Source organism: Thermomonas sp. (assembly GCF_029945965.1).
Classification (GTDB): domain Bacteria; phylum Pseudomonadota; class Gammaproteobacteria; order Xanthomonadales; family Xanthomonadaceae; genus Thermomonas.
Genome location: NZ_JAQSDO010000015.1, coordinates 462,134 through 477,272, shown reverse-complemented (window position 1 = coordinate 477,272; position 15,139 = coordinate 462,134). Strand labels below are relative to the sequence as shown.

The following is a 15,139-nucleotide window of genomic DNA, read 5'->3' as shown; positions in this document are numbered from 1 at the left end:
ATGCCATGTGCTTCTTTGTAGAGCGGGCTTGCCCCGCTGGACGCGTGCCATGTGCGGGGCAGGCCCCGCACCTACAATTTCTGCAAGCGTTCGATCGCCGCATCCAGCGTGGCCGCGTTCTTGGCGAAGCACAGCCGTACCAGGCGTTGGCCGGCGGGCGGTGTTTCATAGAACGGCGACAGCGGGATCGCGGTGACGCCCTTTTCGATGGTCAGCCAACGACAGAAATCGAGATCGTCCAGATCGCTCACATCGGAATAATCGACCAACTGGAAATAGCCGCCCGGCACCGGCAGCGGCTTGAGCCTGGTGGTCAACAACTGCTCACGGAAGCGGTCACGCTTGGTTTCGTAAAACGCGCCGAGACCTTCGTAATGCTCGGGTTCGGCCTCGATCATCTCGGCGAACGCGTGCTGCGCCGGATTGAAGCTGCAGAAGGTGTTGTATTGATGCACCTTGCGGAACTCGGCCGACAGCGCGGGTGGCGCGATGCAATAGCCCAGCTTCCAGCCCGTGCAGTGATAGGTCTTGCCGAAGCTCGAAATGACAAAGCTGCGTTCGCGCAGTTCCGGGTAGCGCAATACCGACTCGTGGCGCGCGCCATCGAACACGATGTGCTCATAGACCTCGTCGCTGAGTAGCCAGATATCGGTGCCCCGCAGGATGTCGGCCACGATCTGCATGTCATCCGCGCCCAGCATCGCCCCGGACGGGTTGTGCGGGCTGTTGATCATCAGCATCCGCGTGCGCGGCGTGATCGCGGCGCGCACCGCGTCCCAGTCGGGTGCGAAGGTCTTGGGATCAAGCGCCACGTGCACTGCTTTAGCGCCGGCCATGTCGATTGCCGGCTCGTAGCAGTCGTAGCAAGGGTCGAGCACGATGACTTCTTCGCCAGCACGCACCACCGCGTGAATGGCGCTGAAGATCGCCTCGGTGGCGCCGCTGGTGACGGTGATTTCGCTGTCCACATCGGGTTGCCAGCCATACACGCGCGCGGTCTTGGCGGCGATTGCCTGTCGCAACGCGGGCACGCCGGTCATCATCGCGTACTGGTTGTGGCCGGCTTGCATCGCGCGGGTGAGCGCATCGACCAGTCGTGCGGGCACCGGGAAGTCCGGAAACCCCTGGCCCAGATTGACCGCGCCGTGCTGGGCGGCCAATTGCGACATGACAGTAAAAATGGTGGTGCCGACCTTCGGCAATTTGGTGACAGGCGGAAGCATCATGGGCTGATCAAAGCATCGCGATACGGCGGAAGCTGGAGTGTACGAAATCGACCCGACCGCGTACGTGACCATTGCGCATGGAGGCTGCTCATGCCGGTAAAATCAAAGCACATGTCCGATCACAACGTTTCCGATCACCCCATTCCGCCCAGCCCCTTGCTCGCCGTGCAGGGACTGCGCTTCGCCCGCAACGAGACGCCGGTGTTCGGACCGCTGGATTTCGCCGTGGATACCGGCGAGGCCCTGCTTGTTCAGGGTGGCAATGGCGCTGGCAAGACCACCTTGCTGCGTGTGCTGGCCGGCCTGCTGCGCGCCGATGCCGGTCGTGTCGAGATCGACGGTGCCAAAGCGCGAAGCGACCTGCGCGCACGCAACATGGCCTACCTGGGTCATCTACCCGGTCTGAAGGCCGACCTGCCCGCGTTGCAGAACCTGGAATTCCTGTGCGGACTACACGGGCGGCGACATCGCCAGTTTCCAGCTTCAGCCATGGCGATTGTCGGGCTCAGCGGCTATGAAGATACGGCCGTGCGCCATCTTTCCGCCGGCCAGAAGAAGCGATTGGGACTAGCCAGGTTGTGGTTGTCGCCGGCGCCGCTGTGGCTGCTGGATGAGCCCTACGCCAATCTCGACCTGGAAGGCATCAATCTGGTCAACCGGATGGTGCAGGCGCATCTACGCAGTCATGGCGCCGCGCTGATCACCACCCACGGCGCCTATGCCGCGCCACCGGTGCGCACGCGGATGCTGGAACTGGAGGCGGTCACATGATGCGCTCGGCCGCCAAGGCATTGATCACGCGCGACCTGCGCCTGCTTTGGCAACGTCGTGGCGATGCCATGCAGCCCGCCTTGTTCGCGTTGCTGACGGTGGTGCTGTTCGCGTTGGCGCTCGGCGGCGATGCACGGACCCTGGCCCCTGTGGCTGCTGCGGTGCTGTGGGTGGCGGTGCTGCTGGCCGGCCTGCTGGCGCTGGACAGCCTGTTCCGCAGCGATGCCGAGGACGGCTCATTGGAGCAATGGATGCTGGCGCCGGTGCCACTGTGGTGGCTGGTGCTGGTGCGCACGGTCATGCATTGGCTCACCACAGCACTACCGGTGATCGTGGCAACGCCGTTGCTGTGCGAGCTGCTGCACCTGCCACGTGCGCAGTTACCGATGCTGATGGCCTCATTGCTGCTGGGCACCCCGATCCTGAGCCTGCTCGGCGCAGTGGTCGCAGCGCTGACTGTAGGCATGCGCCGGGCCGGCATCCTGATTGCCCTGCTCGCGCTGCCGCTGTATGTGCCGGTGCTGGTGTTTGGCGCAGGCGCGGTATCGGCATCCGCGCAGGGGCTCGATGCCAGTGCTGCATTGCTTTACCTGGGCGCCGGACTGGTGATCTCGCTGGTGCTGGCACCGCCGGTCACGGCGGCCGCACTGCGCATCGCGCATAATTAGCACTTCGATGCCGCGGATTAGCGCGCTGCCCTCACCCCAACCCTCTCAGCCTTGCACACCCTTCGGGCGCCGCCAGCAGAGAGGGAGCAGATAAGAATGAATCCTGTCGTTCGCTGGTTCCACCAACTTGGTTCGCCGCCGTATTTCGACCGCTTTGCCACGCGTTGGGCACCGTGGGCGTATGCGCTGGGCCTGCTGACGATGGTAATTGGCCTGTATGGCGCGCTGTTCCAGGTACCGGCCGACTACCAGCAGGGCGACAGTTTCCGCATCCTCTACATCCACGTGCCGAGCGCGTGGATGAGCATGGCGATCTTCGCGCTGATGGCGGTGTATGCCGCGATCGCACTGATCTGGCGGATCAAGTTGTGCGAAATCCTGGCCATGGCCTGCGCGCCCATCGGCGCCGCGTTCACCCTCATTACCTTGGCGACTGGCTCGATCTGGGGCAAGCCAATGTGGGGCACGTGGTGGGACTGGGATCCGCGCCTGACCACCGAGCTGATCCTGCTGTTCCTGTACCTGGGCGTGATGGGGCTCTATTCCGCCATCGATGATCGCCGCAACGCCGCGCGTGCTGCCGGCCTGCTGGCGATTGTCGGCGTCGCCCTGCTACCGGTGATCCATTATTCGGTCACCTGGTGGAACTCGCTGCACCAGGGCCAGACCATCAGCCTGTTCGGCAAATCGCAGATGGACCCGAGCATGACGATGCCGCTGCTGTGGATGGTCATCGGCACCCACCTTTGGTTCGTGGGTTCGTTGCTGGCACGCGCACGCGCCGACAACCTGCTTCGCGAGGCAGGCAAGGACTGGGTCGCGCGCATGGCGGGCTCGGATCAGACACGGAGCAAACCATGAGTTATCGCGACTACGTGATCGCCGCATACGCGGTGTTCGCCATCGTGCTGCTGTGGGATTTCGTCGTGCCCAAGCTGCAGGTCCGCGCCGCCCTGCGTGCCGCGAGACTGCGCGCCAATCGCGTCGCCACGCCAAAACCATTCATGGACCTCGAACGATGAATCCGACTCGCAAACGCAGATTGTGGCTGGTGCTGGCCGTCGTGGCTGCCGCAGCAATCGCGACCACGCTGATCGCGATGGCGCTACAGCGCAATGTCGCCTATCTGTACACGCCAGCCGAAGTGCTGCGTGGCGAGGCCGGCGACCACGCCCGCTTCCGCCTCGGCGGCATGGTCGCGGCAGGCTCGTTCAAGCGCGCCAGCGGCTCGATGGAAGCGCATTTCAAGGTCGATGATGGCGATGCAATGTTGCCGGTGGTCTATACCGGCATCCTGCCCGACCTGTTCCGCGAGAAGCAGGCCGTCGTCGCCACCGGACACATGCAGGACGGCGTGTTCGTCGCCGAACAAGTCCTGGCCAAGCACGACGAGGCCTACATGCCGAAGGAAGTCGCCGACAAGATGGGCGCCGCGCACAAGAAACATGATGTGCCCGATGCCGCGGAGCAGATGCCATCGCCGTGATTATTTCCGTGATCCCTGCCCTGCCCGAACTGGGCCAGATCGTCCTGCTGCTGGCCCTGCTGGTCGCGGCGCTGCAAGCCTTGCTGCCGCTGCTCGGTGCGCAGCGTGGCATCGCCCCGCTGATGGCAGTCGCGCGACCCGCGGCTGGCCTGCAACTGGCACTGGTGCTGCTGGCCTTCGGCATCCTGACCCATGCCTTCGTCGCCGGGGATTTCTCGGTCCGTTATGTGGCGGAGAACTCCAACTCGCTGCTTCCGACCTATTACCGGGTGACCGCTGTATGGGGCGCGCATGAAGGTTCCTTGCTGCTGTGGGCGCTGATTCTGTCGCTATGGACCGCTGCAGTGGCGATGTTTTCGCGCGCGTTGCCACAACCGGTGGTGGCCCGCGTACTCGGTGTGATGGGCATCGTCAGTTTCGGCTTCCTCGCCTTCCTGATCTTCACCAGCAACCCGTTCGCACGCCTGCTGCCGGCAGCCGCCGAAGGCCGCGACCTCAACCCGCTGTTGCAGGATCCGGGGATGATTTTCCATCCGCCGATGCTGTACCTGGGCTACGTCGGGTTTTCGGTACCGTTCGCCTTCGCGATCGCGGCATTGCTGGACGGCAAGGTCGATGCGCGCTGGCTGCGCTGGACGCGGCCGTGGACCAATGTCGCCTGGGGTTTCCTGACCATCGGCATCGCGCTGGGCAGCTGGTGGGCGTATTACGAACTCGGCTGGGGCGGCTGGTGGTTCTGGGATCCGGTCGAAAATGCCAGCTTCATGCCCTGGCTGGTCGGCGCGGCATTGCTGCATTCGCAGGCTGTCACTGAAAAGCGCGGCAGCTTTGCAGGCTGGACCTTGTTGCTCGCTATCGCCGCGTTCTCGCTGTCGCTGCTGGGCACCTTCCTGGTGCGCTCCGGCGTGCTGACCTCGGTGCATGCCTTTGCCGCCGACCCGACCCGCGGTTTGTTTGTGCTGATTTTCCTCGGCATCGTCATCGGCGGCTCGCTGGTGCTGTATGCATTGCGCGCGCCATCGAATACGGACGGCGCAAAACCTTTCACCTTTGCATCGCGCGAAACCCTGCTGCTGCTCAACAACCTGCTGCTCACCACCGCCTGCGCGATGGTATTGCTGGGTACGCTCTACCCACTTTTGGCCGATGCGCTGGATCTCGGCAAGATCTCGGTCGGCCCGCCGTACTTCGCGTTGATGTTCCTGCTGCTGATGGCGCCGCTGGTCGCGCTACTGCCGTTTGGTCCGCTCACTCGCTGGCAGCGCGAGGACATGGCCTCGCCATTGCGCATGTTGATGCCGTGGGCGGTGCTGGCCTTGCTGCTGGGCGTGGTTGCGTTCTTCGTTGCGCCGCAAGGCCAGTGGAAAGTCGCCGCCGGCGTGATCGGTGCGGTCTGGGTCGCGGGCGGCACGCTGCGCTTCCTGTGGTCACGCTTCAGGATGCCCGGGTCACGGCTAACCCGCGAAATGCTGGGCATGGTGCTGGCGCATACCGGCGTCGCCGTGTTCCTGGTCGGCGCGCTGCTGGTCGAGGGACTGAGCGAACAACGCGAGCTGGCGCTCAAGCCCGGCGAATCGGTGACGCTGGGCCATCAGACCTTCCGCTTCGATGGCGTGGACGAACAACGCGGACCCAACTACACCTCGGAGCGTGGCCACGTGCAGGTGCTGCGTGACGGCAAGCCGTGGGTGCTGCTGCATCCCGAGAAGCGCCGCTATGTGGCTGGTGGCCAGGTGATGACCGAAGCGGGCATCGCCGCGAGCATTACCGGTGACGATTATGTGGCGCTTGGCGAATCGCTCGGCGATGGCGCCTGGGCGGTTCGCGTGCACACCAAACCCTTTGTGCGCTGGGTCTGGATCGGCGCGCTGCTGATGGCGCTGGGCGGTTTCGTGACGGCGACCGATCGACGGTTTCGCGCATCTCCAAATAGAGACGCCGCATGAAGTCCACCCGCTGGCTGCCCTTGGCCGCGTTCTTCCTTCTCGCGCTGTTGCTGGCGGCCGGCGTGTGGATGAGCCGCAAGCCTAATCGCGATGCCCTGCCCTCGCCGCTGATCAACAAACCGGCACCTGCATTCGCGCTGCCAGTGCTGCATGAACCCTCGCGCACGGTGACCCTGGATGAGCTCAAGGGAAAACCCTTTCTGCTCAACGTCTGGGGCAGCTGGTGCGTGGAATGCCGCATCGAGCATCCCGTGATTACCCGCTTCGCGGAAACCAAGCGCGTGCGCGTCATCGGCTACAACTGGAAGGACGAGCCTGCAGACGCACTGCGCTGGCTGGAACAGTTCAACAATCCGTATTGGTTGGTAATCGCCGATGTCGACGGCCGCGCAGCGATTGACTGGGGCATCTACGGCGCACCGGAAACGTTCCTGGTCGATGCGAAGGGCGTGATCCGCTGGAAACATGTCGGTCCGCTTACTGACGCCATCGTCGCCAGTGAACTGATGCCGGTGCTGCAACGGGTCGAGGCGGTTCGATGACACGTCTCGTTCTAGCCTGCCTGCTCTGGCTTGCCTGCCTTCCCGCCTCCGCACAGGTCAACAGCGACAGCGCGCCCCTGCAGTTCCAGAACACCGCCGAGGAAGCCCGCTTCCACGCGCTGGCCTCGGAACTGCGCTGCGTGATGTGCCAGAACCAGTCATTGGCCGACTCCAACGCGCTGATCGCGCTCAGCCTGCGACATGAGGTGCTGGAGCTGATGCACAAGGGCCAAACCGACGCGCAGATCAAGGACTTCCTGGTCGCGCGCTATGGCGAATTCGTGTTGTACAAACCCCGCGTCGAACCCGACACCTGGCTGCTCTGGCTTGGCCCGCTGGCCTTGCTGCTGATCGGCGCCGGCGTGGTCACGGTCATCATCCGCAAACGCGCACCGGGCACGCTGCCGGTCGACGACAAACAGGAGTGGTGATGACCACTTTCATCATCATCGCCATCCTGCTTGTACTCGCCGTACTCGCCGTGTTGCTGCGCCCGCTCTGGCGCCATGCACGCGGCGTCGCGATTGGCGTGGGCGTGATCGTCGCCGCTTCGACATTGCTGCTTTACCAACTGGTCGGCACACCGCAGGCGCTGGATCCCGCTGCGGTCAAGGCGCCGGCAACACTTGGCGATGCGATCACCCAGCTGGAAACCGAGCTGCAGCGCAACCCCAACCAGGCCGAAGGCTGGCGTTTGCTCGCGCAGGCCTACCAGCGCGAAGAACAGAACATCAAGGCCCGCGATGCCTACGCCAAGGCCGCAGCGCTGGCACCTGCTGACGCCAGCATCCTCACCGAGGCCGCGCAGTCACGCGCACTGGCAGACGACAAACGTCTGTTCGATGCCCAAGCCGTGGCGCTGCTGCAACGCGCCCTGGCCGCGGATCCAGCGCAGCAGCGTGCGCGCTGGTTCCTCGGCATCGCCCAGCGTCAAGCCGGCGACAACGCCGCCGCCGCCAAGACCTGGGAGCCGTTGCTGGCCCAGGTCGATGCACCCACCGCGGCCAGTCTGCGCAAGGAAATCGACAACGCACGGGCCGCCGCCGGTCTGTCGCCATTGCCCGTACCTGCTGCAATATCCCTACAACCGCTAGTCGTGAACGTCTCGCTGGATCCCGAACTCGCCGCACGCGTGCGCTTGAATGGCAATGCCGTCGTGTTCGTGATCGCACGCGCCGTCGGTGGTCCGCCGATGCCGGTCGCCGCAGAAAAGCACGCCGTCTCCGAATTGCCGTTTACCGCCAACCTCGACGACAGCGACAGCCCGATGCCGACCATGAAGCTGTCGCAGATGAAACAAGTCGAACTGGTTGCACGCATGTCCGCCAGCGGCAATGCGATGCGACAAGACGGAGACCTCGAGTCGAAGCCGGTGCGGGTGACATTGCCGGCAACCAAGCCCATCGAGCTGGTGATCGGACAGTAATCCCTGTCCACTTGGGGCCCTTCGCAACATCTCGCCCGCAAACGGGCAGACTTCCGCCATGGCATTCAACGTTCGCCAAATATTCGCTGCCGCCGGACGCCCGCACGATCTGGATGACATCGGCAAACTCCAGCAGATACTCCACAGCGCGCAGGAGATCGACCGATGAATGACGGCACGCCATTGGATTTCAGTTTCGAGGACGCGGAGCGCGTCCAGTTGCGGGCGTGGTCACTCCTCAGCGCCGACGTGAAGATCGACTTCTTCGAAGAAATGGTCGAGCTCGCCTGGTTGAGCAGCGCGCTGGCACCAGACAGGCTGGCATTGCGCGACAAGCCCATCGAATTGGTGATCAGCGCCACCCCGCAGGCCCTTTGCAGGCAGCAGTGACGATCGCATCCAGTCATTGCAATGAATTTGTCCCTGACACCATTTCGCCATAACGCGTGCCGGCTTTTTCGGGCACAGTGCGGCAATGCGCGAAAAGCCTGAGTATCCGGTCTTCGGTCGGGAATCCAACACGTTGGCCACGAAGAACCCGCCGCGCGTCAATGCCAAACGCTCGATCGCGAAAGCGTTTTCCTGGCGATTTGTCGGCACCATCGACACGCTGATCCTGTCTTATTTGCTGATTACCTATCTCGGGCCGCTTTTTGGGCTGGAAAAAAGCAAAGGGGAGGTTCTGCAGGCAGTCAGCTATATCGCGATCACCGAAGTTGCGACCAAGACGCTGCTCTACTTCCTGCATGAGCGGTTCTGGGTGTGGCTCAGCTGGGGAACATCTGTGGTCAATGGCGTGCGCAAGGAAACCTATGCACTCTCGACCACCAAAACTGCAACTTGGCGCACGCTGGCTTCGCTCGATACGATGATGCTGGCCTGGTTGTTTACCGGCAACATCTCTATATCGCTGTCGATCGGCGGGCTGGAAGTGATCACCAAACTGATCCTGTATTTCTTCCACGAACGGGCATGGTCGAATATCGGCTTCGGGATTGTTCACGAGCCCGACCTGCCGCCGCCGGACGAAGTTCCGACCACGTAGAAAACGCAGCTACTCCCCGTACTTCATCCATGTATTCAAATCGACTACGGAAAAGGGGTCAGAGTGAATTTCCTGCCGACGCAAAGCGGTCGTTCCGGAATGGTGGTCAGGAAACTTCACTCTGACCCCATTTCCACCGCCAAGTCACATCTCCGGCGTACTTCGTTCCAGAATGCGCATCGCCTCATCCGCCTGCCGCTTGGCTTCGCGCTGCTCCGCAGCTGTCGGAGGACGATATGCAGGCATTCCGGCCGGTCGATCTTCAATCGTCGTCCCGGTGAAATGATCGATGACCACAGGCCCAGTGCCGCGCCGCGATGGCATGGACGGCGACACGCCTGCATCGGGCACGCTTCCTGATGCGGGTAACACACTGCGCTGCGCTACCGTCAGCCCGCTTTTGCCCCGCTGCGCCGGCTGCAGCGCGTGCACGATGGATTTGATCTGGCTGGTCATGACCAGGAAGATGATCAGGCCGACCACCAGCTTGAGCAGCACGATGCCCAGTCCGGCATCCATGGCATGGCCGAAGGCGCCACGGCTCTCCCTACGCTGCGGCATCGCGCCGGACATCGCAGGGCTTTGTGTTACGCCGACGAACGTTGGGGCAGTCGCTTGTGCCGGCAACGGCCCCAGCATCCCGCGAAGAGCATCGCCGTCCACCAGCTGCACATGCCCCTGCTTGGTGGCGGACTCGATGGCGGCACGGCTAAATTCCCCGCTTGTGACGAGGATTGCGCCTGTAGCACCTTGTGTGATCATCACGCCGAGCAACTCATGCACGGCGTTGTGTGGCACCTGCTTGGCGTTCCAGTGCTTGCACTGCATCACAATGTAGGCGTCGTCCTTGTACAGCTTCAGGTCGATGCCGCCATCGAAACGAGCGCCGGTGCCGCCGGTCCCGACATGTTCAACGCGATAGCCTTGGCCGCGGTAATACACAGCCAGCATCACTTCCAACTGAGCCCAGCCCACCTGGGTCAGCGCATCCGTGCGTCGATTGCGAACATTCTTGAGTCCGTTCATGCCCGCCCCCAAGCGGTATTTTTCATGGCCGATGATGCGTCACCGGCCCCTGCTCGTCACCCCGGCGAACGCCGGGGTCCAGCTGTTGACTTAGAGACTGAAATTGTCCCTGACACCAACTTTTCCGGATCCCCGGATATCCCTGTAAGTGGTGAAGGTGCGTCCGAGCGGCTAGACTCATATTTCCAATCTTGGCATTTCCCGCGCTATCAGCGCGGCACATTCCTACCAGCAAGCGTTTGGCCCAGCCTATTTTTCTGGTGCTGCGACCAATCACAATGGCCATATCGCAATTCCAATCCAGTCCCGCGAACTTCGCCTTCGGCCAAAGATGAAAATAAAGTGATGCTTCACAACCGCAACCGCCAAAAATCCGTGCAGGCGATTTTATATTTCGCCCATCACACGGCTGCGCTCGGCAAGGTCAAGCTGTTCAAGCTACTTTATTTGTTGGACTTCGAACACTTTCGTCAGACGGGTCGCAGCGTCACCGGCATGGAGTACCGCGCTTGGAAAATGGGCCCGGTACCCGCGGAACTTGTGCAGCAGTGGGACGAGCTTGACGCCGATCTGGCCGCAGCCATCCGCATCGTGCCGGAACAAGTGATCGACTTCTGGCGAGAAAAAGTCGTCCCGCTGCAGCCGTTCGATGGCGAGCATTTCACCAAGCGCGAGCTGCGTCTGCTGGAAATCATTGCGAACCAGCACTGCAACGCACTTTCCGAAAAGATGATTGACGTCACTCATGCAGAGAATGGCGCGTGGGCCACGACTTGGGCGGCAGGCGAAGGCAACGATGACGTGATTCCTTACGTGCTTGCACTGGCCGACGACGACCCCAACAGGGATGCGATCCTGGCATCCGTTGCGGAATATCAAGCGATCTCTGCTGCCCAAGCTGCCTGACCACATGCCGGGCGTATTTCCCAACGGAGTGACAGCCGGCACAATTATTCGCTGCGCACGGTTCTATGTTGATTCTGCAACTGGTTAATTCAAGCCGAAATTTCTTGCTATCTTGGCCCTGACACGCGGCGGCGATGTAGTGCTGCGCCTGTTGACCAGTCGACAACACGGAAGGCCGGAGTTACCGCCTTGCTATCACGGTGATCCGTATCCTGGGTTCTATCTTGGCGTCATCAATGCTGCCGTCGGACTTGGCAGCAAAAGCTGGCTGGATCTACGCGGCCTTGAGGACGCTGACGGGATCGATATGAGCAAAGATCTAGCTGCTGCCGTTTCTAGTGTCGTTGCAGCACTGGATAACGCATCGCTCAAGGCTGCTTTGCAATGCACGGCAGCTGCCGACGACACGACTCAAACTCAGGAATGGGCCATACGCGATCAGCTGGCGAAGTTGGGCTAAGACCGCTACGCCGGCCAAGACATTCGCCGACAACGAGCCAGCGCGTCACCCCGGCGAACGCCGGGGTCAGCTTTTGACCTTGCGGATATCTCCTCGCCCGCGGAAATTGCCACATGTCGCTCACCTGTAGGTGCGCCCTTTAGTGCGCACGCCCTCTTTCACATCTCCGGCGTGGATGTCTTCAGGATTCGCGCGCTTTCTTCAGCTTCCTTCTTGCGTGCCTGCTGCGCCTGCGCCCATGCAGCATTGGCACGATGCTGGGCGCGTATTGCCGGATCAATGGCATTGGGGAAAAGGGGTCAGAGTGCATTTCCTGCCGGGTGTTGCACTTACTTTGGAAATCCGCGACCCCATTTCCGCTCGGCAGGCCGAGCCTCCAGCAGTTGTCGCTACACGATTTCATGCTACTCAGATCGCGTCCAATTCCGGGTAGCGCTTATACAGCGCAGTCACGATGCGGTTGCGGCGCGATGTCTCAAATCGTTGGCGGCTTCTTGCTTCCAGAAACAGGTTGGTCATCTTGGGGTTTAGGACACGCACATCGCTGCGATGCGCGTCCTTGCCCAACGTCACGAACCAACCCGGAAGGCACACGACCGGAATTACCGGTGTTGGCTCGCCGGTTTCGCCGCCCAGATATTCGGCCAGCCAGCGCGCTTGCGCACGCGCCTGCTCCACCGGTTTCGTTTCCATCCATCCGGGGAACTGCAACGCCTTTCCGTCGTAGGTGACATTGGCTGATGCTTTACCGTCACCCTTCTTGAGGCGCGACTTGGTTTCAACCATGAATACGGCGTGTGGTCCGATCACCACATGATCAATATTGAAGTTCCCTGCAGGGATGTCATGCACCACCAAACAGTCCTGGGCTTGCAGGCGGTCAAGCTGTTGGGCCACCGCGATCTCGGCAAGCATGCCTTGCTTGCATTGACGGCGCTCCCGCCATAGCGGGACGACGCGCTTGATGTTCAATAGGGTCATGCCGAATGCAGCCACGATCACCAACCAATCCAGCCACGACAACTTGAACGCTGACCAGTTGACGCGAGGCAGCAGGATGATCAACAAAACAATGGGTCCGATGATGAGAAGCTGTACGACACGTTCGTCGATCAAATCGCCGAGCACACCCATGCGGCGGCGTAATTGCTCACCGGGCAGGTGAGCTAGCTTGTCGGTCAATGGGGATCGCCGACCTTCGCGTTTTTGCAGACGCTTCTGCCAAAACACCATTGCTACTGCAAACGACATTGGCAGTCCGATGCTGGCCATCAGCACGACCACCATGATCACGGTATTCATGGGATATGCCTCCTTGCGCTTGCGCGTCTTCATCGCCCTGGTCATCCAGCCTGATGCCGCCCTTCCCGGCCCCGCTTGTCACCCCGGCAAACGCCGGGGTCCAGCTTTTGGCTTTGGACTGAAATTGTCTCTGACACCATTCGCGCATGGCCGCCAGCGAACCCCGCAGGTCGGCATCACGCGCTGTTTCAATTGGCTGCTTGTTCATGGCGTTTCGCTTCAGTCCCGGAAATTGTCCCTGACACCATAGTCGCGGATATCACTTTCGATAGTCATCAGTTACGGGCTGAGACCGAAGTAAGCGTAGGCGGAAGCTACGGACAGCCCCAACCAAGCCTGTCCAATACTTGTTAATGCGGGAAGTGCAGCTGGATAATTTAAGCCGGTCCAAAAGGCCCATGCGCCTGCAATAAGCCAAGCTGCGATGTAGAACCACGTTGTCCACCGCAAGATGTTCTTGGCCTTTCCAGAGGTTGCGATAAGAACTCGAGACCCCGGTATCTCACCAGGCTTTGTCACAGCCAGCTCTGAAATTATGAGAGCAGACACGAGGCCGCCCAATACAGACATTGCCTGAGACTTCACGTCATTGAAAGATGCTGCCGTCAAGTCTGTACACCCTGTCACGCCAATGCAATTTGCAACTTGAATGGCTGAGTGGACTAGCAAAAGGTAAAATACCAAAAGTACGAGAGCGATGACACCGCCTGCGATTGCTTTCATATCTCCCCCTGATCCCTAATACCTGAGTTAATATGGCTGAGCGCCGTGCAACACGATAACGTATCAAGCGAGGCAGCGAAGCGGTCTCGGCTTGAGCGAATAGTTACATTTCACTTCACTTCGCATTTGAGCCAGATGGCTTATTGTCGCGGGATGCGTCGATGACAATAATATCTCTATTTCCTGTGAGCTTAAGCTCATTGAGTATCGTGGACAATTTCAACTGTTCCGCCTCATTGAAGCAGAGAATGACCTTGATCGCTCGATCCGTTTCGCTGGCCTTCTTATAGATTTCGACTTGGTTCTTTAAGTTTTGCTTCAGCTTTGAGTTTGATGCAAGCTTAAATTCAACAAGAGAACTGTCATGCCTGCCATGAGAAATCTTATAGTCTACTGGCCCGCGACCATTGTTGACCTCTGAGTTCACGTCATGCTCTGATGCGAACCAAGTCAGGCGATACATCACGTGCAGATCGGACTCCCGTTGAATTGGTTTGCCTTTGATGTAAAAAACCCTGTATCCGTCATTGTCCTCGATAACTTTCTTAAGGTATGCCACGCGCCTGTGAGCCGCCTCATGTGAGGATTCTGCCACACCGTAGAATCCAACTTCTTGCAGCAGTGAAGAAAGCTTGCGAACCCCCAACTCAAATGCTTGACTTGCCTCGTCCACACGCTGATCGCTGATTGAACGTGCTTGGTCCCCTCGATCTTCCTTGTGTCTGATGTAATAATCGATCATCTGTGGAAATTGACGCAAGGTTGCTGAAACTGCTCTATTTACCTCACGGCGATTGGGGTCCTTAGGCAACTGGCTTTGTAGATAACGATCTACCTGAGCACGTAGTTGGTCGTTAGGTAGAGCCGTCGCAATGTCTTCAAAATCGTGGATGAGATCTGATTTGTTAATCCACGCCTCATCTTTGGTAAGAATATTCTTTGGAGTTAGGAGAACGTAGTCTCCAAAAAGATAAGGAAGGCGGTACCGACGGGTCTCCCAAGACCCAGTCTTATAGTTGAAGCTCGCATGTTCAACCGGTAGTTCACGCGTTAGTGACTTTTCTAAATGCGCTGCTGCGAAGGACTGTGTGTAGTCACAGAGGTAGCCTTTGATCAGGTTTACTGTAAAGTCACTAATATTATCTTTTCCAACACCGTCTTTTATTAGGCATAGCTTTTCCAAGTGACTGCCTTTGGTTATCTTTTCTTTCCCGAACTCATTGAAAATAGTGCCTAGGCTCTCATGGAGTGCAAGGGCAAATTTTTCCCCGAGTCCGGAGCCGCTGTTTCCGTTTTTACTATAGCCAAGCCAGTTTTGTCTGACCTCTGGAAAGCAATACCAAGCTTTCATTAGACCTTTATCGATTAACCTTGCTTTAGCCTCATCTCTCAGAAATGTCACGTATTGGATGATTTCACTATGAAGTTGCCTGTAGGTTGCATCTTCACTATTGAATATCAAGAACGGGTCGACAAATAGTGGCAGATCATTGATCAATGAAATGTTGTAGGCGCCGTATTCCTCAAGGTTCCTTTTGTCGACGTTGAAAAAGTCAGTAAAGTGGATCTTCATAAGTGAAATCTAACACCTATTAATTGACTATCATGCGAG

Annotated in this window: 16 protein-coding genes; 12 read left to right on the top strand and 4 right to left on the bottom strand. The window is 59.7% G+C overall.

What is annotated here, in order from left to right; translation table 11 throughout:
• Window positions 1-71 precede the first annotated feature (71 nt).
• Window positions 72-1,226 carry a pyridoxal phosphate-dependent aminotransferase gene (locus PSV05_RS08560; RefSeq protein WP_300064109.1) on the bottom strand — a complete coding sequence of 385 codons (1,155 nt, stop codon included), beginning with the start codon at window positions 1,224-1,226 and terminating at the stop codon, window positions 72-74.
• Window positions 1,227-1,337: 111 nt separating this feature from the next.
• Between PSV05_RS08560 and ccmA the strand changes: the two genes are divergently transcribed.
• The 10 genes from ccmA (at window position 1,338) to PSV05_RS08510 (ending at window position 9,110) form a co-directional block, all read left to right on the top strand.
• The gene (gene ccmA / locus PSV05_RS08555) at window positions 1,338-1,997 is read left to right on the top strand and encodes a heme ABC exporter ATP-binding protein CcmA (RefSeq protein WP_300064107.1); all 660 of its coding nucleotides are present in this window, start codon (window positions 1,338-1,340) and stop codon (window positions 1,995-1,997) included.
• Entirely contained in the window at window positions 1,994-2,665 is a 672-nt protein-coding gene (gene ccmB / locus PSV05_RS08550) for a heme exporter protein CcmB (RefSeq protein WP_300064105.1), read from the top strand. Before ccmA ends, ccmB begins: the two co-directional genes overlap by 4 nt.
• A gap of 96 nt (window positions 2,666-2,761) precedes the next feature.
• Window positions 2,762-3,526, top strand: coding sequence for a heme ABC transporter permease (locus PSV05_RS08545; RefSeq protein WP_300064103.1), 765 nt, complete (start codon window positions 2,762-2,764; stop codon window positions 3,524-3,526).
• Between the two features lie 157 nt (window positions 3,527-3,683).
• On the top strand, window positions 3,684-4,151 hold the full coding sequence (gene ccmE / locus PSV05_RS08540) for a cytochrome c maturation protein CcmE (protein ID WP_300065415.1): 468 nt from the start codon (window positions 3,684-3,686) through the stop codon (window positions 4,149-4,151).
• Window positions 4,152-4,159: 8 nt separating this feature from the next.
• On the top strand, window positions 4,160-6,097 hold the full coding sequence (locus PSV05_RS08535) for a heme lyase CcmF/NrfE family subunit (RefSeq protein WP_300064101.1): 1,938 nt from the start codon (window positions 4,160-4,162) through the stop codon (window positions 6,095-6,097).
• Window positions 6,094-6,639: a DsbE family thiol:disulfide interchange protein gene (locus tag PSV05_RS08530; RefSeq protein ID WP_300064099.1), complete on the top strand. Its 546-nt coding sequence runs from the start codon at window positions 6,094-6,096 to the stop codon at window positions 6,637-6,639. Before PSV05_RS08535 ends, PSV05_RS08530 begins: the two co-directional genes overlap by 4 nt.
• Complete coding sequence (locus PSV05_RS08525) at window positions 6,636-7,070, top strand: cytochrome c-type biogenesis protein (protein ID WP_300064097.1); 435 nt, start codon at window positions 6,636-6,638, stop codon at window positions 7,068-7,070. Before PSV05_RS08530 ends, PSV05_RS08525 begins: the two co-directional genes overlap by 4 nt.
• Window positions 7,070-8,065, top strand: a complete 996-nt coding sequence (locus PSV05_RS08520) for a cytochrome C biogenesis protein (RefSeq protein ID WP_300064095.1) — start codon at window positions 7,070-7,072, stop codon at window positions 8,063-8,065. Before PSV05_RS08525 ends, PSV05_RS08520 begins: the two co-directional genes overlap by 1 nt.
• Before the next feature lie 165 nt (window positions 8,066-8,230).
• Window positions 8,231-8,455, top strand: a complete 225-nt coding sequence (locus tag PSV05_RS08515) for a hypothetical protein (RefSeq protein ID WP_300064093.1) — start codon at window positions 8,231-8,233, stop codon at window positions 8,453-8,455.
• Between the two features lie 85 nt (window positions 8,456-8,540).
• Complete coding sequence (locus tag PSV05_RS08510) at window positions 8,541-9,110, top strand: DUF2061 domain-containing protein (protein ID WP_300064091.1); 570 nt, start codon at window positions 8,541-8,543, stop codon at window positions 9,108-9,110.
• A gap of 144 nt (window positions 9,111-9,254) precedes the next feature.
• On the opposite strand, the gene PSV05_RS08505 is transcribed toward PSV05_RS08510, so the two are convergent.
• Window positions 9,255-10,136, bottom strand: a complete 882-nt coding sequence (locus PSV05_RS08505) for a restriction endonuclease (RefSeq protein WP_300064089.1) — start codon at window positions 10,134-10,136, stop codon at window positions 9,255-9,257.
• A 345-nt stretch (window positions 10,137-10,481) separates the two neighbouring features.
• Between PSV05_RS08505 and PSV05_RS08500 the strand changes: the two genes are divergently transcribed.
• Entirely contained in the window at window positions 10,482-11,042 is a 561-nt protein-coding gene (locus PSV05_RS08500; RefSeq protein ID WP_300064087.1) for a Panacea domain-containing protein, read from the top strand.
• Window positions 11,043-11,154: 112 nt separating this feature from the next.
• Entirely contained in the window at window positions 11,155-11,502 is a 348-nt protein-coding gene (locus PSV05_RS08495; RefSeq protein ID WP_300064085.1) for a hypothetical protein, read from the top strand.
• Between the two features lie 408 nt (window positions 11,503-11,910).
• On the opposite strand, the gene PSV05_RS08490 is transcribed toward PSV05_RS08495, so the two are convergent.
• Window positions 11,911-12,804, bottom strand: a complete 894-nt coding sequence (locus tag PSV05_RS08490; RefSeq protein WP_300064083.1) for a nuclease-related domain-containing protein — start codon at window positions 12,802-12,804, stop codon at window positions 11,911-11,913.
• Window positions 12,805-13,642: 838 nt separating this feature from the next.
• On the bottom strand, window positions 13,643-15,100 hold the full coding sequence (locus tag PSV05_RS08485) for a hypothetical protein (protein ID WP_300064081.1): 1,458 nt from the start codon (window positions 15,098-15,100) through the stop codon (window positions 13,643-13,645).
• Window positions 15,101-15,139: the final 39 nt, after the last annotated feature.

Excerpts from the sequence above, each read along its gene's own strand:
- PSV05_RS08560 (WP_300064109.1), bottom strand. The coding sequence starts at position 1,226 with ATGATGCTTCCGCCTGTCACCAAATTGCCGAAGGTCGGCACCACCATT.
- ccmA (WP_300064107.1), top strand. The coding sequence starts at position 1,338 with ATGTCCGATCACAACGTTTCCGATCACCCCATTCCGCCCAGCCCCTTG.
- ccmB (WP_300064105.1), top strand. The coding sequence starts at position 1,994 with ATGATGCGCTCGGCCGCCAAGGCATTGATCACGCGCGACCTGCGCCTG.
- PSV05_RS08545 (WP_300064103.1), top strand. The coding sequence starts at position 2,762 with ATGAATCCTGTCGTTCGCTGGTTCCACCAACTTGGTTCGCCGCCGTAT.
- ccmE (WP_300065415.1), top strand. The coding sequence starts at position 3,684 with ATGAATCCGACTCGCAAACGCAGATTGTGGCTGGTGCTGGCCGTCGTG.
- PSV05_RS08530 (WP_300064099.1), top strand. The coding sequence starts at position 6,094 with ATGAAGTCCACCCGCTGGCTGCCCTTGGCCGCGTTCTTCCTTCTCGCG.
- PSV05_RS08525 (WP_300064097.1), top strand. The coding sequence starts at position 6,636 with ATGACACGTCTCGTTCTAGCCTGCCTGCTCTGGCTTGCCTGCCTTCCC.
- PSV05_RS08520 (WP_300064095.1), top strand. The coding sequence starts at position 7,070 with ATGACCACTTTCATCATCATCGCCATCCTGCTTGTACTCGCCGTACTC.
- PSV05_RS08515 (WP_300064093.1), top strand. The coding sequence starts at position 8,231 with ATGAATGACGGCACGCCATTGGATTTCAGTTTCGAGGACGCGGAGCGC.
- PSV05_RS08510 (WP_300064091.1), top strand. The coding sequence starts at position 8,541 with ATGCGCGAAAAGCCTGAGTATCCGGTCTTCGGTCGGGAATCCAACACG.
- PSV05_RS08505 (WP_300064089.1), bottom strand. The coding sequence starts at position 10,136 with ATGAACGGACTCAAGAATGTTCGCAATCGACGCACGGATGCGCTGACC.
- PSV05_RS08500 (WP_300064087.1), top strand. The coding sequence starts at position 10,482 with ATGCTTCACAACCGCAACCGCCAAAAATCCGTGCAGGCGATTTTATAT.
- PSV05_RS08490 (WP_300064083.1), bottom strand. The coding sequence starts at position 12,804 with ATGAATACCGTGATCATGGTGGTCGTGCTGATGGCCAGCATCGGACTG.
- PSV05_RS08485 (WP_300064081.1), bottom strand. The coding sequence starts at position 15,100 with ATGAAGATCCACTTTACTGACTTTTTCAACGTCGACAAAAGGAACCTT.